The sequence below is a fragment of the Xanthomonas vesicatoria ATCC 35937 genome (assembly GCF_001908725.1).
GTDB classification, from domain to species: domain Bacteria; phylum Pseudomonadota; class Gammaproteobacteria; order Xanthomonadales; family Xanthomonadaceae; genus Xanthomonas; species Xanthomonas vesicatoria.
In genome coordinates, this window is sequence record NZ_CP018725.1 from 391,791 (window position 1) to 410,451 (window position 18,661).

The 18,661-nt window shown below is 64.7% G+C and carries 5 protein-coding genes and 1 other RNA gene; 3 read left to right on the top strand and 3 right to left on the bottom strand.

Features of this window, described 5'->3' with window-relative positions:
- The first annotated feature begins 343 nt into the window (after positions 1 to 343).
- Positions 344 to 10,543, top strand: coding sequence for an autotransporter-associated beta strand repeat-containing protein (locus tag BJD12_RS01650; RefSeq protein ID WP_005990967.1), 10,200 nt, complete (start codon positions 344 to 346; stop codon positions 10,541 to 10,543).
- Between the two features lie 427 nt (positions 10,544 to 10,970).
- Here BJD12_RS01650 and BJD12_RS01655 read toward each other — a convergent pair whose 3' ends face one another.
- The 3 genes from BJD12_RS01655 to BJD12_RS01665 all read right to left on the bottom strand — a co-directional run bounded on the left by BJD12_RS01655 (position 10,971) and on the right by BJD12_RS01665 (position 16,475).
- On the bottom strand, positions 10,971 to 13,730 hold the full coding sequence (locus BJD12_RS01655) for a S8 family peptidase (protein ID WP_005990966.1): 2,760 nt from the start codon (positions 13,728 to 13,730) through the stop codon (positions 10,971 to 10,973).
- 1,663 nt (positions 13,731 to 15,393) lie between these two features.
- Entirely contained in the window at positions 15,394 to 16,026 is a 633-nt protein-coding gene (locus BJD12_RS01660) for a carboxymuconolactone decarboxylase family protein (protein WP_039420380.1), read from the bottom strand.
- 372 nt (positions 16,027 to 16,398) lie between these two features.
- A non-coding RNA gene (locus BJD12_RS01665) (sX9 sRNA) lies at positions 16,399 to 16,475 on the bottom strand.
- A gap of 362 nt (positions 16,476 to 16,837) precedes the next feature.
- On the opposite strand from BJD12_RS01665, the gene BJD12_RS01670 reads away from it, so the two are divergent.
- A complete protein-coding gene (locus tag BJD12_RS01670; protein ID WP_005991083.1) occupies positions 16,838 to 17,254 on the top strand; it encodes a hypothetical protein in 417 nt (138 codons plus the stop codon).
- On the top strand, positions 17,251 to 18,585 hold the full coding sequence (locus tag BJD12_RS01675; protein WP_005991085.1) for a PQQ-dependent sugar dehydrogenase: 1,335 nt from the start codon (positions 17,251 to 17,253) through the stop codon (positions 18,583 to 18,585). The genes BJD12_RS01670 and BJD12_RS01675 overlap by 4 nt, the downstream gene beginning before the upstream one ends.
- Positions 18,586 to 18,661: the final 76 nt, after the last annotated feature.

Below are 18,661 nucleotides of genomic sequence, written 5' to 3' on the forward strand. Positions count from 1 at the left end.
GCGCTGGATTCAGCCGTAGTGCCCGCTATAAAGCCCTATGGGCCATATCGAACGACCGTTTCATTTTTTTTAAAGCGGGCACAAGTAAACAAGTCGACAGTTTATGGTCGTGTAACGCAGGATTTTATGGTTAGTGATACTCCGCACAGTTCGGTCGAGTCGATTCGCCTATTAATTTGGCAGCGTGTTTACCAGGGATTGGTATTAATCGCTCTCATCCTTAAGTGGCCGATTTGAAGCGGGTCACGCTCTAAATCCACTAGGTCGCTACATCCACTTCCGTCTTTCGAAGGCGCGTACGCGTATGCGCGCTGGTCTATTGCGGGCAATCAGGGGAATCAGAATGAATCGTGCATTTGCGCTGGTCTGGAACGCAGCGATTGGTAATTGGGTCGTCACGCATGAGCTGGTGCGACGTCGACGTAAGCCCGGAGCGACGCGTCGTGCATTGCCGAGTCTGGTGGTTCTGGCGGTGGGGGCCACCGCTCCTGGATTGGCCTGGGGGGCGTGTACGCCGGCATTGCCCGCCGCTGGCGCAACCGTCACCTGTAGCGGTCTGCCGGCGACCAGCAATGCCTTTTCCAGTAGCGCCAATAACCTGACCGTCAACGTGGCGTCTGGTACGCAGATGACGGCTGGCCTGCTGGGCGGTACCGCCATCGCGCTTGGTGGCACCAATGCCACGCTCAACAACAATGGCACCATCGATCCATCCGTGCTTGGCCTGCTGTCGGTGTTGAGTACCGGCGTCACCATGGGCAACGCAAGTTCGACATCGGTGGTTGCCAACAATCTCGCCGGCGGCAGCATCTACGGGACCGGCGGGTTACTCGGCGCCAATCTGCTCAATCTCGATGGAATGGCGTTGGGCATGACATCTGCCAGCAATGGCGTCGTGCAGATCAACAATGCCGGGCTGATCAGCAGCCGGACGCTGCTCAATCTGTCGGTACTGGGTGCCGACACGCCGGTGATTGCCGTCAGTGGCGGTGGCACCGTCAATGCGGTCAATTCCGGCACCATCGATGGACGCGTCGGGTTTCAGAGTTCGGCCACCGGCAACAGTTTCGTCAATTCCGGCACCATCAACGGCAGCGTGTCGATGGGTGCCAACAGCACCAATACCTTCACCGCAGTGACCGGCGGAAGCATCAACAGCGCTGGCGGACTCGGACTGGAATTGCTTGGTCCAGGCGGTTTGCTGAGCTTTGCACGCACCGGCGTGGTGGATGGCGGTGCGGGCGGAACCAACACGCTGATCCTGCAGAATTCAGCGACAGGAACCGGCAGCGGCGTGACCGGCGCTGGCGTGGCAAGCACCGATCAGTACATCAATTTCGGCAGCCTGCGCGTCAATAGTGGGACCTGGGCCTTGGGCGGCGCGAGCAACTTTGGCAACAGCGTACTCAACGGCGGTGTGCTGCAATTTGCGTTACCTGCGCAGCTGGGCACCGCGATCACGGCCAATGGCGGCACGCTCGAAGCCACTGCTGCCGGGCTGACGCTGGCACCGGCCGGTGGCATTACGCTTGCCACCGGCGGTTTGACGGTGCAGGGCGCCAATGCGCTAACCATCGGCAGCACGCTGACAGGGACGGGTGCATTGACCAAGGCCGGCACCGGTGGATTGAACCTCACTGGCAGCAATACCTTCAGCGGCGGCGTCAATTTGAGCGGGGGCACGCTGACCGCGGGCAACAACGCCGCGTTGGGAACAGGAACCGTCACCGCCTCCGGCGGGAGCCTGCTGGCCGGTACCGCACTTAATTTGACCAACGCCTTTGTATTGAACAGCAACTTGGGCATTGGCGGGACCAATACCGTGCGGCTCGGTGGTGTGGTCAGCGGAGTCGGTGCGCTCAACAAGACCGGCACCGGCACGCTCACGCTCGGCGGCGCCAATACCTATTCCGGCGGCACCACGCTGAGCGCGGGCACCACGGTGCTGGAAACGTCCGGCGCGCTCGGCACCGGCACCGTCACTGCAGCAGGCGGGCTGCTGGACACCACCGCACCGTTGACCTTGAACAATGCGTTTGCACTCAATACCACCCTGGGGCTGGGCGCCAGTGGCAATGCACTCACCTTGACCGGTGCGCTTGCCGGAACCGGCGGCATCAACAAGACCGGCACCGGCACGCTGACGCTCAACGGTGCCAACACCTATGGCGGCGGCACAACGCTGGCAGCGGGCACCCTGCAATTGGGCACTGCCACCGCGCTGGGCAATGGTGCGTTGAATGTCACCGGCGCCTCCAGTCTCAGCACCGGCGCATCGCTGGCGGTAACCAACGCCGTCAATCTTGCCGGGCCATTGACGTGGACCGGCGCGCAGGCACTGACCCTTGGCGGCGCCATCAATGGCAGTGGCAGCCTGATCAAGAGCGGCGCCGGCGATCTCACCTTGACCAATGTCAACGGCTATACCGGTGGCACCACGCTGAGCAACGGGCGCCTGGTGGTCGGCTCCAACGCCGCATTGGGCACCGGCACTCTGACCGCCAGCGGCGGTGTGCTCGATGCAAGCACAGCGGCAACGCTGGGCAATACGATTGCGCTCACCGGCATTCTGGGCGTGGCCAGCAATGGCACCGCACTGAATTTGAGTGGTTCGATCAGCGGCACCGGTGCGTTGAGCAAGCTCGGCACCGGTACGCTCACACTCGGCGGCTTGAACACCTACAGTGGCGGCACCACGCTTGCCGGCGGCACCTTGCAGGTGACCAATAACGGTGCGCTTGGCAGCGGCGCACTCAGCCTCGGCGGCAACGCCAATCTGCAGGGCACCACGCCTACCACGCTAGCCAATGCCATCGCGTTGAATAGCAATACGTTGACGCTCAATGGCGCGCAGGCGCTGACGCTGGGCGGCGGTATCAGCGGTACCGGCAGCCTGGTGAAAACCGGTAGCGGCGATCTCACCCTCAGCGGCAACAATCTATATGCGGGCGGCACCTTGCTGAGCGCGGGCAAGCTTGTTGTTGGTAGCGACACGGCACTGGGCGCAGGCGCATTGACCGCAGCGGCCGGCACCACGCTGGATAACGTCGCGGTGAGCACGCTTGCTAATGCCATCGCGCTGACAGGTTTGGTCAGCATCGGCGGCAGCAACGCGCTGACGCTCACTGGCGGCATCAGCGGTGTCGGAAGTCTGGACAAACTCGGCCCCGCCAGCTTGACCCTGTCAGGAAACAACACCTACACCGGTGGCACGCTGCTGACTGCGGGCAGCCTGGTGCTAGGCAGCGATGCCGCACTGGGTACAGGCAGCCTCACCGTTGCCGGCGGCCAGCTCGATAGCACCGCTGCACGCGTGCTCGCCAACGACATCGTACTGAATGCCGATCTGTTGCTTGGCGGCAGCCAGGACCTTGTGCTCAATGGAGGCGTCAGCGGTGCCGGCGGCCTGGTAAAGAATGGCGGCGCTGCGCTGACGCTGACCGGCGCCAATACCTTTGCCGGCGGCGTAGATCTCAATGCAGGCGCCTTGCTGATCGACAGCGGTGCGGCCTTGGGAAGTGGCGCGTTGAGCGCTGCCAACGGCACGCAGTTGCAGGCAACCACTGCAGCCACGGTAGGCAACGACGTCGTGTTGAATGGTGCGCTATCGCTGACCGGCAACAACGCGCTCGACTTGACCGGCACGGTGAGCGGTGCCGGCAGCCTGATCAAGCAGGGCAGCGGCGCGTTGACGCTGACCGGCAACAATGGTTATGCCGGTGGCACGTTGTTGAACGCAGGTTCGCTGATCATTGGCAGTGATACAGCGCTGGGGAGCGGTGCGCTCATCGCGGCCGATGGCACGCTGCTCAGCGCCGCCATTGCTGCAACCTTGCAGAACGCCGTTACGGTGAATGGCGCGCTCGCTATCGACGGCCAAGCGCTCACGCTCAACGGCGTGATCGATGGTGCAGGAAGCTTGATCAAGACCGGCACGCAGACGCTCACGCTTGCTGGCAACAACACCTGGGGTGGCGGGTTGCAGCTGCAGGCAGGTGGCGTGGTAGTCGGCAACGATGCGGCATTGGGTACCGGCACGCTCACCGCTGCGGGCGGCACGACGCTCGATGCCACCACGGCCGTGGCGCTGGCCAATGCACTTGCCTTGAACGGCGCATTGACGCTGCCCGGTACGCAGGACATCACGCTCGATGGCGTCGTCAGCGGAATCGGCAGTCTCGCTAAACAAGGGGCTGCAACACTGACTCTGGGCAACGCTAATACCTTCAGTGGCGGCGTCACCCTGGATGCCGGCCGCCTGGTGCTTGGCAACGCTGCAGCCTTGGGTGTGGGCGGCCTGGTGGTCAGTGGCGCAAGCGAACTGGATGCCAACACGGTGCTCGCTGTCGGCAATAGCGTGCAACTGAACAGCCAGCTCTCGCTGATCGGCAGCAACGACCTGGCCTTGAACGGCGCCATCAGCGGCACCGGCAGCCTGGTCAAGAACGGCACCACCACGGTGTCGCTCAATGGCAGCAACACCTACAGCGGCGGCACCACGCTCAACGCCGGCACGATTGCGGTGGGGGCCGACAACGCGCTGGGCACCGGCAGCTTGTCGGTCACCGGCGATTCGGTGTTGAGCAACGCCATCGCGGTGGCCTTGAGCAATGGCATCGATCTGTCTGCAGCGCTTACCGTCGACAACACGGCGGACATGCTGGCCAGCGGCACCATCAGCGGTGCGGGCGCGCTGACCAAGACCGGCCTCGGCACCTTGACGCTGAGCGGCAACAATACCAACACCGGCCCGCTGGCGATCCAGGCCGGCACCGTGGTGGCCAGCACGGCCGCATCGCTCGGCAACGCCAGTAACGTGGATGTGGCGGCCGGCGCGTCCTTGAACCTGACCAACGGCGGCCTGATCAACGCACTCACCGGTGCGGGCAGCGTCGATACCGATGCAGGCGCCACCTTGCAGCTGGGCAGCGGCAATTTCGCCGGCAGCCTGGGCGGTGGCGGCAATCTTGACAAGGTTGGCCCGGGCACCGTGAACCTGCTCGGCACCAGCGTGACCGGCGGCGCCACGCAGGTGAGCGGCGGCATCTTGGATGTGGTAGGCAGCCTGGGCACGAGCGCGTTGAATGTGGTCGCCGGCGGCACGCTCACCGGTACCGGCCCCAGCGGCAGCATCGGCAGCGATGTGACCATCGGCAATGGCGGCCGGCTGGCCTTGAGCAGCGGGTCCTCGCTGAGCATGGGTGGGCTGACGTTGGCACCGGGCGCCGTGATGGACGTGTCGCTGGCGGCGCCAAGCACGACGCGCCTGCTTGCGGTCAACGGCAATCTCACCCTGGACGGCACGCTCAATGTCATCGACATCGGCGGCTTTGGCACCGGTGTGTATCGGTTGATCGATTACACCGGTTTGCTCACCAATAACGGTGTGCTGTTCGGCAGCATTCCCGGCAGCGTCGATATCAGCCAGCTGGCATTGCAGACCGCGATCGGCCAGCAGATCAATCTGGTGGTCACCGCGCCCGGCAGCATCGTGCAGTTCTGGGATGGCGTGCAGACCACGGCCAATGGCACGGTCGATGGCGGCTCGGGTGTGTGGGGCGCTACCACCAACTGGACCGGCCAGGACGGCAGCGCCAACAGCACCTGGCAAGGCGATTTTGCAGTGTTTTCCGGCACTGCCGGCACCGTCGGCGTGCAAGGCGCGCAAAGCGTTGGCGGCCTGCAGTTCGCAACCGATGGCTACCTGTTGAACGATGCCGGCGCCGGTACGCTGGCGGTAGCCAATTCACTCACTGCGATACGCGTCGATCCTGGCGCCACCGCGACAATCGACGTCGCCATCTCCGGTCCCGGTGGTGTGCAAAAACTCGACACCGGTACCCTGGTGCTCGACGCGGCCAATAGCTATACCGGCGGCACCTCGCTCGCTGGTGGCACCTTGGTGCTGGGCGATGCGCAAGCACTCGGCACAGGCACGTTGACCGCTGCAGCAGGCACCAACCTCGATAGCAATCAGGTATTGGCGGTCGGCAATGCAGTGGTGCTGGATGGCGCGCTGAACCTGCTCGGCAGCAACAATTTGACCTTGGCTGGTTCGGTCAGCGGCGCCGGCAGCCTGATCAAGAATGGCGCCACCACGCTCACGCTCGACGGCAGCAACAGCTACGTCGGTGGCAGCGTGTTGAACGCGGGCACGTTGGCGGTCGGCAGCAATACGGCACTGGGTGTTGGCAGCCTGTCGGTGTTGGGCAACTCCACCTTGAGCAATGCGATTGCCTTGGCGCTGGGCAACAGTGTCAACCTCGGCGCAGACCTGACCATCGCCAGCGCCGCGGATCTGGCACTGACCAGCACGCTCAGTGGCACCGGCGCGCTCACCAAGACCGGGCTGGGCACCTTGACCCTGGCAGGTGCCAACAGCTTCAGCGGCCCTGTGGCGGTACAGGCCGGTGTGCTTGCCACCTCTGCCACCGGCAACCTGGGCGCCACCAGCACGGTGGATGTTGCGGCAGGTGCCGGGCTGTCGTTGGGCAGCAGTGCAGCGCTGGGCGCGGTGACCGGGCTGGGCGCGGTCGACATCCTCGGCGGCAACACGCTGCAGCTGGGCGTCAACAATGCCGGAGGTACGTTCGCCGGCAGTTTGAGCGGTGCCGGCAACCTGGACAAGGTGGGCACCGGCACGCTGCAGCTCACCGGCACCAGCGTGCTGGGCGGCATCACGCAGGTCCTTGGCGGCACGCTGGATGTGGATGGCGCGCTGGCCAGCGCGGGCGGCCTGAACGTTGGCGCGGGCGGCAGCTTGAGCGGCAGCGGCGTGGTCGATGCGGCGGTGACCCTCAACGATGGCGGCCGTCTGGTGGTGAGCAGTGGCGCATTGCTGACCACCGGCAGTTTGAGCATGGCGTCCAACGCCACGCTCGATGCGTTCCTGGGCATCCCGAGCCAGACCGGTGTGCTGGCGGTCAACGGCGACCTCACGTTGGATGGCACGCTCAGCATCACCGACATCGGCGGCTTCGGCACCGGTGTGTATCGCCTGATCGACTACAGCGGTGCATTGACCGACAACGGCCTGGGTATTGGCACGCTGCCCGGCACCATCGACCCGACCCAGCTGACGCTGCAGACCGCGCTGGCCCAGCAGGTCAACGTGGTGGTGCTGGCGCCGGGCAGCAACGTGCAGTTCTGGGATGGTGCGCAAACCGTCGCCAACGGCAGCATCGATGGCGGCAGCGCTGCATGGACGGCCGGCGGCACCAACTGGACATCGATCGACGGCCTGACCAACGACACCTGGCAGAACAGCTTTGCGGTGTTCGCCGGCACTGCCGGCACCGTCGGCGTGCAAGGCACCCAAGGCATCACCGGCATGCAGTTCGTCACCGATGGCTACGTGCTGAGCGACGGCGGGGCAGGTGGCTTGAGCGCCAATGCCGCCAACACCATCATCCGTGTCGACCCCGGCGTGACCGGCACGATCGATGTCGCCATCGGCGGCGCAGGCGCACTGCAGAAACTCGACACCGGTACCCTGGTACTCGACGCAGCCAACAGCTACACCGGCGGCACCTCGCTCGGTGGCGGCACGCTCGTACTGGGCGATGCGCAGGCATTGGGCACTGGGGCGTTGACCGCCGCAGCAGGCACCAGCCTCGATAGCAATCAGGCCGTGGCGGTCGGCAATGCGGTGATCCTCGACGGCGCATTGAACCTGCTCGGCAGCAACGACCTGAGCTTGTCCGGGCCGGTCAGCGGCGCGGGCGGCTTGATCAAGAACGGCACCAGCACGCTCACGCTCACAGGCAACAACAGCTACGTGGGCGGCACCGTGTTGAACGCCGGCACGCTGGCAGTGGGCAGCAACACCGCCTTGGGCAGCGGTCCGTTGTCGGTGACAGGCGACTCGGTGCTCAGCAATGCAGTTGCCGCAGCGCTGGGCAACGCGGTCAACCTGGGCGCGGCGCTGACCGTCGACAACCCGGCCGATCTGACATTGGCTGGGGCCATCGGTGGCAGCGGTGCGTTGATCAAGACCAATACCGGCACGCTGACGTTGGACGGCGGCAACACGTATACCGGCGGCACCACGGTCAATGCCGGCACGCTGGCAGGCAATAGCGCGAGCTTGCAAGGCGCGATCGTCGACAACGCCACCGTGGTCTTCAATCAGGCAGCCGATGGCGTGTTCAGCGGTTCGATCACCGGCACCGGCAACGTGGTCAAGGACGGCGCGGGTGCGCTGTTGCTCAACGGTGCGAATGGCTACAGTGGCGGCACGACGATCGCGGCGGGCAGCCTGATCGGCGACAGCACCAGCGTGCAGGGCGACATCGTCAACAATGCGGCACTGGTGTTCAACCAGACCACCGGCGGGGTCTATGCCGGCGTGGTCAGCGGGACCGGCTCGCTGGAGAAGGCCGGCAGCGGCACGCTGCAGCTGACCGGTGCCAATAGCTATACCGGCGGCACGTTGGTGAGTGCCGGCAGCTTGATCGGCACGACCGACAGTCTGCAGGGCGACGTGGTGGACAACGCCACGCTGGTGTTCGACCAGGCGGCCGATGGCACATTTACCGGCGTCGTCAGCGGCACCGGCACTGTGGTGAAGCAGGGCGCCGGCGCACTCACGCTGGCCGCTGCCAACACCTACAGCGGCGGCACCACCGTTGCCGCGGGCACGTTGCAGGGCACCACCACCAGCCTGCAAGGCAACATCCTCGACAACGCAGTGCTGGTCTTCGATCAGGCGGACGACGGTAGTTTTGCCGGCAGCGTCTCCGGCAGCGGTGCGCTGATCAAGAACGGCACCGGTGCGGTCACGCTGGATGGAGCCAATACTTATCTAGGCGGGACCACCATCAATGCCGGTACCTTGATCGGCAACACCGGCAGCTTGCAGGGCGATATCGTCAACAACAGCACGCTGACGTTCCTGCAGAACAGCAACGGGACCTACGCAGGCAGGCTGTTCGGGGTCGGCCGGTTCGTCAAGCTCGGCACGGGCACGTTGTTGCTCACCGCAAACAGCAGCAGCTTCACAGGACCGACCGAGGTCAACGCCGGTACCTTGAGCGTGGGCAATCCGGCCAATCCCGGCGCTGCCATCGGTGGGCCGGTGAGCGTCGGGCCGGGTGGCACGCTGACCGGCAGCGGCAGCATCGGCAGCCTCAGTACATCCGGCGGCACCGTGGCGATCGGCGGCGGCAACGGCACCATCGGCGTCGGCGGCGACGCGACGATCGGAACCGGCTCCACCTTGCAGGTCACTCCGGGCGCCGGTGGTGTGGTCGCCCCACTCGCCGTGGGCGGCGCTGCCACGGTGGCACCAGGCAGCACGTTGGTACTGGTGCGTGCAGCCGACCTGCCGCTGTTCACCGAGATTCCGGTGATCAACGCCGCCGGCGGGCTCACCGGGCAATTCACAAACGTCTTCTCCGATTATGCGTTTATCGACCCCAACGTCAGCACCAGCGCAACCGGGTTGTCGGTGTCGCTGGGACGCAATACCGTCGGCATGGTGGATGCGGTGACCACGCCCAACCAGCAGTCCACTGCCGCTGCGGTCGATGGCCTGTCGATCAATAGCCCGGTGTATCAGGCCGTGGTGCGTCTGCCGGACGACCCGCAGGCCGTCGCCACCGCCTTCGCATCGCTGTCGGGGGAAAGCCATGCCAGTACCGCAACCGCCATGCTGGACAGCCGCTTTCTCAACAGCGGCATCGGCAGCCATCTACGCGGTGACAGCCAGGACACCCGCATCGGCGACACCACCGTGTGGATCACCGGGCGTAGCCTGCCCAACCGTGTCGACGGCGATGCCAATGCGATTTCGGTGCGCCGCGAAGACAACGGCATCATGGCCGGTGCAGAGCGCCGCATCGGCGAGCGCAGCGTGTTCGGTGTGGCGGTGGGTAGCCAGGACATCGAAAGCTGGTCGCGCGAATGGGGCGATCGCGCCGATATCGATGGCACACATGTCGGTGTGTATGGGCAGGCCGATTGGTCCGCGTTTTCGCTACAGGGCGCTGTGGACTATGCGGACTACAGCGTGGACGGCACGCGTCGGGTGATGCTGCCCGGCGTGCTCGAAGAACGCCTCAGCAGCGAATACGATGCCACTGCCGTGACCGTGTCGTTGGAGGCGTCGTGGAATCTGCGCACCGCCAATGCGGTATATAGCCCCTTCATTGCCGCCGACTACACCCATCTGAAGACCGACGGATTCGTTGAGCGCGGCGGGATCGCCGGGCTGTCGGTGGACAGTGCCAAGGACGAGTTCACCACCAGTACCCTGGGTGTGCGCGGACGTTGGGAGCTTGGTCAGCAGGCCGCACTCTATGCTTCGGTGGGGTGGCGGCACGCGTTCGGTGATCGCGCGGTGCAGCGTTCGGCGGGCTTCATCGGCACCGACTCGGAGTTTTCGGTGCAAAGCGTCACGCTGGCCAAGAATGCCGCCATCGGCGAGTTGGGCGTCAGCCTGATCACCTCGCCCAACAGCCGCATGTCGCTGTCGTTGCAGGGACTCGATGGCGATGGACAGACCGCGTATGGCGGGCAGGTGACCTGGGGCTGGAGTTTCTGATCGGCTCTACGCAGTGAACGCCAAAGCCCCGGCATGCCGGGGCTTTTGTTGTGTGCCGATCCGCCTGGTCAGGCGCGCACCAAGACGTCGTCGTCGACTAGCGCAAGCGTGTCCGTACCCACGAGCACGCAGGGGCGGGTGACCGTGGGGCGGGATCAACGATAGATCACGGCGATAACCCGCATGGCAACATCGCGCATCGATCGGACGCAAAAGTTTTCAGGCGTTTTTCTGCATCCCGCTGCATCGCCCCGAGCAACTTCGTCGCATTGCAGCCGCATCGGGACACATGCACACAGGGGTGCCGGCCATGGGCTGCGCGCTTCGACAAGCCAGACGCACGAAGGCCCCGGCGTGCCGGGGCCTTCGTCGTCGCCGGCGTTACACGGCCAGCGGATGCTGTCGCGTCACCGCCGCCATCGCTGGATCAGAACTGCCAGCGCAGACCGACATTGGCGTTGATGCTGTTGGAATCGGAACGACCACGCTCGGCACCTACATTGCCGTACAGCGAGAACGCGTCGTTGACCTGATAACGCACGCCGACCGAGGCGCGCACGGCCTGCTTCGACACCGGCGTCCCGGCAACGTTGAAGCGCGCCTCCGGCAAGCCGGTGAACCAGGCGGTAAAGTCGGCGTTGGGGTTGCCCAGCAACGAGCGGTAGGCGACCAGACCATCGAAGCCCCACTTGCCGCGTGCCAGATGACCGCGCACGCCCACCTCGCCATATCCCGCGCGCAAGGTGTCGCTACCGGCGCTCAGGCCCAGACCGGTCAGCGATGCTTCGCTGAAGGCGTCCTGGGTCTGGCTGACCACGCCTGCAGCGACGAAAGGCGACAGCCCGGCATGCGGCAGCAGGCCGACTTCCGCACGCAGCGACCAGTTGGTGTCGTGGCGACGGTCCTGCAAGCGCTCGCCGACGCTGCCGGCCTGCACGTTGCGCTCGGTGTCCACATTGCTCATGCCATACGAACCGATGCCCGACACATACGCCTGGCCGATGGGCTGATACAGATACGCGGTCATCGCATAACGGTCCGCGCGCAGACGGCTGGCCGATGCATCGATGTGCGCGCGGTCCTGGCCAGAGGTCACCGCCGCGCCCACGACCGTGCCGGCATTGCCGACCGGCAGGTCCACGCCGAAGGTGGTGGCTTGCTGGGTGTAGTCGGCCGAGGCGAACCCGCTGCGGCTCAGATCGCCATCCAGGTAGCTGCCCTGCATCCAGGTGGTCAGCGTGGTGGTGTCGGCCAGGTAGGGCAGGCGGTCGGCAGCCACGCGTGCATCGTTGAGTGCCGACTGGAAGCCCAGCGTGCGCTCGATGCCATGCACCTGGCCGGCCAGGGTCGGCAGCGATGCGGCGACCTGTGCGTTGGATGCCGCCAGCAGCGAGCCGGTGGCGCTGATCAGACCACCCAGGTTTGCGGTGTCGCCGGAGGCCACGCGGGTGTCCAGCACCTTGACCAGCGCATCGGCCTGCGCGGCACCGTTGACCACGGCCTGCGGCGCACCGGCGGCTTGCGCGCTGGCGGCTGCCGCATTGCGGGTCAGGGTTGCGGTGACGGTGGTCGGATCGTAGGCAAGCGACGCGGTCCAGAAGAAATTGTTGGCGTACTGCACACGGTCGAACGTGCCTTGCAGGACCCCGGCGTTGACGATCCTCTCGCTACTGCCCACGGTGTAGCCCGCCGCTTCCGGCAGCAACAGCAGATTGCCTTTCAGGCTGGCCACACCGGTGACGGTCAGGCCCTTGCCCAACTCGATGGCGGTGGTGCCGGTGGTGTTGACCAGGCTGTAGCCGCCGTTGATCACGCCGCCGCGCGACTCGAAGGTGGCCGAGTTGGCGACCAGAAGATCCGAGCGCAGGCTGCCGGACAGCGCGAGCACACCATCAGCGACAGTGGTGCCGCCGGTATAGCTATTGTTCCCGCTCAGGGTGAGTTTGCCGCTGCCGTTCTTGGTCAGGCTGCCGCTGCCGGAAATATCGTTGCTGAAGGTGCTGTCGTAGCCCGCACCCACATTGGCCGCCCAGTTGCTGGCGAACTGGCCCGGACCCTTGATCGCCTTGGCCGCGTTGACCAGGCCCCAGCCATACAGCGCATCCACGCCCGGGTCGCCCAGGTCGGTAGCGGTGGTCAACAGGGTCTGCTGCAGGTTGGAGGCGCTCATCCACGGATACACGCCCAATACCTGCGCCGCGACGCCGCTGACCGCAGCGGTGGAGAACGAGGTGCCGGCGACCTGGCCCTGCAATTCGGTGCCGGCCAGCGCCGGCGCGGTGAAGCTGCCCGGTGCCACCAGGCACCATTGCGCAGCGGCGCCGCAATGATTGGAATAGCTGGTCAGGCCGGCCGGATTGCCGGCGCTGTCGATATTGATCGCGCCCACCGCCAGCCAGTTGTTGCGCACACTGGCTTCCTGCACCGGCGTTGCCGCCGGGTACGAGGCTTCGGCGGCGCCCTCGTTGCCTGTCGAGGCGACGATCAGCGCGTCTGCCTGCACCAGCGGTGTCAGCGCAAACCGCCAGGCCGCTGCCGCGTTCGCGCTGCCGGCGGCGTCGGCATACGAGGCCCCCAGCGACAGGTTGGCGATGCGGACGCCGGAGGCGGCCAGATCCACCGCAGCGCGGCGGGCCTGCTGGGTGCCGCAGGAATTCTCGGCGCAGATACGTGCATAGAACAGGTCCGCATCCGGAGCCACACCACCGGCAAAGCCGTCCTGCGCCGAGCCCAGCACCAGCGCCGAGACGATCGTGCCATGGCCGCGCAGCGCATTGGACGAGGACTCGGGCGTGCCCGGGCTGGCGGTGTAGTCGGTGAAGCCATCGACCTTGCCGGCAATCGGCGCGTAACTCGGCACCAGGTTGTCGTCCAGCACCGCCAGCTTCACGCCCTGGCCGCGGGCACCGGCCTGTTGCGCCAGATCGGCATTGATCGGCACCAGCAGATTGCTGCCAACGCCTTGATAGCGGGTAGGCGCAGGCGTCGGAACCGGCGCGGTCTTGGGCAGCGGGTCGGAGGTGGTGCCTGGAGTGGTGGGGGTGGTGGGTGCGGTCGGCGTGGGTGCCGGCGCAATCACGGTGCTCTGCGGCGGATCATTGCGGACGTTGCCGCCGCCACCGCCGCCGCCACATGCGGTCAGGACGAGACAGGAGGCGATGGTGGTTGCAAGTAGCGAGCGATTCATAAGATGGGTCGATTCCGTTGGAGGCGCGCCGCTACTGCTGATTCTGGAATTTGGCGCAGAAGGTCCCAGCGCTGGTGGTCACCAACGAAGGCGTTTAATTTCACGTGTTATTCACTTCAAACAGCAGCGGTCCGTCCCCTCGGAGTTGCGCTGGCAAAGCACTCGGCAACTCCGCTGATGCATTCGCCGTGTGCTTGCGGTTTGTTTAACGGCGCTATCCATTCACTCTAAAATCTGAATGGACAGTTGCTATTCAGAGAAAAACGCGTGCGATAGGCGGCGCCGATTTAATTCATAGCAGAACCGGATAAAGACCCGGCTAGCAGATCGGAATGCAGAAAACTGTCGGACCGAACTCGACAATACAGCGTCGCATTTCGCAGCGGGCGGCAATCCTAAATGCGATGAAGAACGCAGGTAATCGGGGAATCATGTCAAAGATGTGGGTGAGTTCCCCACATCGTGTAGCGAATTCAACCGCAAGTTAGTCACTCTAACGGACGCGGCCGTACGCGGGAAGATGTTGAATAATGTCGCTCGCAGCGATGGTTCAAAGCGTCTAGATGACAGTTATAGCCTGCCGTCGTCGCGATAAAAGTGTCGGAAAGTCGAGCCGGCCAGTCTGGTTCGATTGTGCAAAATTCGCTGTCTAAAGCGCATCGATTTCGCAATCGGTTGCATTAAAACTGAATAATTTGAACAATTCCGTTTATTTTTGGAGTGGTTTTTAAATATTTTTCCCGGCGATCGGTGTGGGCTGGCTATTATTTAATGATCGAATTTCAATAATCCGGTTGGTTTTCGGCACGAACGCAATAGCGATGACTTTCCTGGGCAAGCGATCGACATTCCCGCATTTAAAGCCTGCAAAGGTTCAGCCCGCTTGGTGCCGACGCCAGGGAACTCCGCTTCGGCCGTACCGCGACAGACGGCCGAGCCACGGCTGTGAACGTTTGAGCGATTTGCTCAGGCAAGGCCGTGCGGACTGGAGACCGGATCCATGTTTGCACGACCTGTACGCGCGGCCGTGGCCGATCCCGGCGGCAGCTGGGTAGTGCGTCGCAGGGTATCTGGAGGGCACCGGAACACTCGCAAGATCGATCCACCACGCGCACGGGCTCCAAAGGGAGACGGCCACATGCACAAGGAAGCCCGCAGAGGCGCCCGAATGGCGCGTGGAGTGACCTGGCGCGGCGGGCGGTGGCGCATCGCGATAAGCGACGCGTTCGCAGCGCAAGCCACGCAGCGTCGGATCCCCGGTTCAAGCTGCGCTCTGGCCGTGCGCGGTGGCCGTCGCTGTTTCCAGGGCAGATGCGTACCGCAGCCTGCCAGCAGCCGATGGCGATGGATGGCGCCGCCAGGCGGCGCCTCGCCGCTTGCCTGCCAACTCGCTGATCTGCGGAGTATGTTGAGGTTGCCGCAGGCGAGCGGGCAACCGCAGGCGCTGGCGAGCGCCTGCAATCGTGGCAGTGCGGAGCGCGGCGCAGATCGGCAGCAACCCGACCGAGCGACACATCGGCCAAGGAATCAGAGCGCCGTCATTCCTGTGCCGCGCGCCGTGCCGCCTGCGTGCAGGTCGCTCTCGGCCACGCGACGGCACATCGGGCCAATCGCCTGCTTGGCGGCTGCGTCAGCCAGCGGCTGCATCACGTGGGTAGCACCCTCACTGCGTCTTGGCCAGGGCGGCCTTGGCGCGGGTGCCGGCAGCTGCACCGACCCGCGTATCCAGCACCTGCGCCAGCGCGTTGAGCTGCGCGCTGCTCACGCCAATGTTCATGCTGATCTTCAGATGCGACTGCAACTGCGAATCCACACCTTCCAGCGCTGCGAGCATGCTCACCGTTGCCAGTTCGCGGCTCACCCAATCGAGGTTGTCGCGCGCGAAAATGTCGCCGCACAGATGCGTCTTCAAATAGGTATCGATGGCCGGTGCGAACTCGAACAGGGGACCCGACACCGCTGCACCCACCAGCTGCGTCTGATTGGCGGTGCCCAATGCAAGCAGATCCTGCCCGGTCGGCACTGGGCCTGGCAGCGTGCCCTGCGCGTCGGCAAGGCCGCGCTGCTGCCGCGCCTGCACGACCTGCATTAGTGCCGCCAGTGCGTTGAGGCTGCGCGGAAAGCCGGCATAGGCGTAGACCTGCACCAACACCTCCTTGCATTCGTTGATGGTCAGCCCGGCCTCCAGACCTGCCTCCAATGCAGTGTTCAAACGGTCGATATCGCCAGTCGCCGCAAACGCGGCAATCGGGGCGATGGCTTGCTGCCGGGGCGACAGACTTTCTGAGATGGGCATACCGATGGACTCCGGGGAAGGTGTTGCCGCGGGGGAGGGGGCAACCAAACAAACAACGACCGCGCCGAGAGCGTAGGCCATCAAACGAGCGAGCAACGAGGGCCGCTGCACCGACGTCATCGCTCTCTTACATTCAGATTTAGGGATCGCTGTGCTGAAATCCAAGCGTCATCTCCTCATGGTCATGCGATAGCCGCAGGCCTGCGCGGCTGCGCGATGCGCCATGGACACACGCTGCGAGGCGCGCCAAGGCATGGCGCCAGCATGCGGTATCGGTATCGTCGTTCCATCCGCGTGCGCTGCATGCAGTTATGAGATGCGCTCATTACCGCGTGGCGTTGAAGGCGTGATGCGGTGAGATCACGGAAGAGCGGTTAACAGATCCTTGCGAGCAGTCCTCAGCTGGATGCGGGCGGTGTAATCAGAACCGGTGTGTTCGAGTGGTCCACGCCACACCGAGCACCGGCCGTGCCTGCCTGGCAGGTGCACACTAGGCTGTTGTTCTCAATCGCAGCTGCCATCTGCACTCAGCACTCTATGACTTGTGGTCGGTGTGCCGGCCCAGTGGTCGTGTGGCGGGATCAGCGGCGAGGTGTCTGGTCGAACTGCGCTGGCGAGGACGGATGGATGCCAACCGCACGGCGGTGCCAGGCGGCCTTGCAGCATCGCCAAGCGCACCCGTGCACGGCGGGCGCCTGCAACAATGCGTTCATGGCATGGGCAGAAACACCGCATCCGATATCGTCTTGCTCATCACACGCCAGCTGGCAGCATCGGGGCACGTTTCGCCATTGTCCCCAATGAGTCCGCCATGAATACAGCCGTCGTTCCGCCCCGTCGCTGGGCCATCCATCCATTCCATGCAGCCGTGCTCGGCGGTGTGTGGCCCTTGTTCCTTGGCGCGCTGTTGAGCGACTACGCCTATTGGAGCAGCTACCAGATCCAATGGAGCAACTTCGCGTCCTGGCTGCTGGTCGGCGCCATGATCGTGACCACCCTCGCGCTTGTGGCCGCCATCGTCGGGCTGGTGCGCGGCAGCCGCAACGTCATCTATGTGATCGCATTGGTGGCAACCTGGATCGTCGGGTTCTTCGACGCGCTGCATCACGCACGCGATGCCTGGGCCATCATGCCCGCAGCACTGACGCTGTCGGCAATCGCCACGCTGTTCGCCTTGGTCGCCACCTGGTCTGGGCTGTCGGGTCTGCGCATGGGAGGTGCACGATGAGCCGCTACATACATGTGCTTGCCGTCTCCGTTCTCGCGGCTGCGCTGGCCGCCTGCGGCAAGGCCCCCGAGCTCGACCAGCACGGCGCCATGCCGGAACTGCCGGCCCCGGATCGCGGGGTGCTGCCCGACATGACGATCGCCGAACCGACCGCATGGGGCAAGCGCACCCCGACGGTGCCGGCGGGTTATCGCATCACCGCCATTGCGACCGACCTCGGCATTCCGCGCCAGACGCTGTTACTGCCGAATGGCGACATCCTGGTCGCCGAGGGCCGCGGCGGGTCTGCGCCCAACCTCAAGCCCAAGGACATCATCGCCGGCCCGATCAAGGCCAAGGGCACATCCAAGGCCAAGAGCGGCAATCGCCTCACCCTGTTACGCGATGCCGATGGCGATGGCACCTATGAAATGAAGACGGTGTTCGCCGACAAACTCAATGCGCCCTACGGGCTTGCGCTGATCGGCAATGCGCTCTATGTCGCCAACCAGGATGCACTGGTACGTTTCGACTACCGCGACGGCCAGACCAAGGCCAGCGGCGCGCCGAATAAGGTGACCGACCTACCGTCGGCCATCAATCACCATTGGACCAAGGCGCTCACCGCCAGCGCGGATGGCCGCTATCTGTATGTGGCGATCGGCTCCAACAGCAACATCACCGAGCGCGGCATGGTGGCAGAGGTCGATCGCGCCCAAGTCTGGCAAGTAGACGCGGCAACCGGCGCACACAGGCCATATGCCACCGGTCTGCGTAATCCCACCGCACTGGCGATTCAGCCAGGAACCGGTGCGCTGTGGGCCGTGGTCAACGAGCGCGACGAAATTGGCCCGAACCTGGTGCCCGACTATCTGACCTCGGTACGCGAGGGCGGCTTCTACGGCTGGCCTTATAGCTATTGGGGCAAAAATGTCGATGAACGTGTGATGCCGCAAGATCCACAGAAAGTGGCTTCTGCCATCACGCCCGACTATGCGCTGGGCTCGCATGTTGCCGCGCTGGGCGTGGCGTTCTCGTCGCCGGTGATGGGCGCGAAGTTTGCCGAAGGCGCATTTGTCGGCGAGCACGGCAGCTGGAACCGCGACCCGCCAGTGGGCTACAAGGTGGTGTTCGTGCCGTTCCGCGACGGTCGCCCGGCAGGTCAGCCCATCGACTTCGTGTCCGGCTTCCATGGGGATGACGGCAAGACGCGCGGCCGCCCGGTGGGCGTCACTGTCGACCCGCGCGGAGCGTTGATCGTGGCCGACGACCTGGCCAACATCATCTGGCGCGTAACGCCACAGGCTGCTGCAGGAGCGCCCGCAGCTGCGGCTCCGGTGGCGCCGCAGTAAGCAGCGGCTGAAGAGCCCGCCCGGTTGCATGATGCGCCGGGCGGGCTTTCTTTTGCCGTTCTGATTACACGAGACG

Excerpts from the sequence above, each read along its gene's own strand:
- BJD12_RS01675 (WP_005991085.1), top strand. The coding sequence starts at position 17,251 with ATGAGCCGCTACATACATGTGCTTGCCGTCTCCGTTCTCGCGGCTGCG.
- BJD12_RS01670 (WP_005991083.1), top strand. The coding sequence starts at position 16,838 with ATGAATACAGCCGTCGTTCCGCCCCGTCGCTGGGCCATCCATCCATTC.
- BJD12_RS01660 (WP_039420380.1), bottom strand. The coding sequence starts at position 16,026 with ATGCCCATCTCAGAAAGTCTGTCGCCCCGGCAGCAAGCCATCGCCCCG.
- BJD12_RS01655 (WP_005990966.1), bottom strand. The coding sequence starts at position 13,730 with ATGAATCGCTCGCTACTTGCAACCACCATCGCCTCCTGTCTCGTCCTG.
- BJD12_RS01650 (WP_005990967.1), top strand. The coding sequence starts at position 344 with ATGAATCGTGCATTTGCGCTGGTCTGGAACGCAGCGATTGGTAATTGG.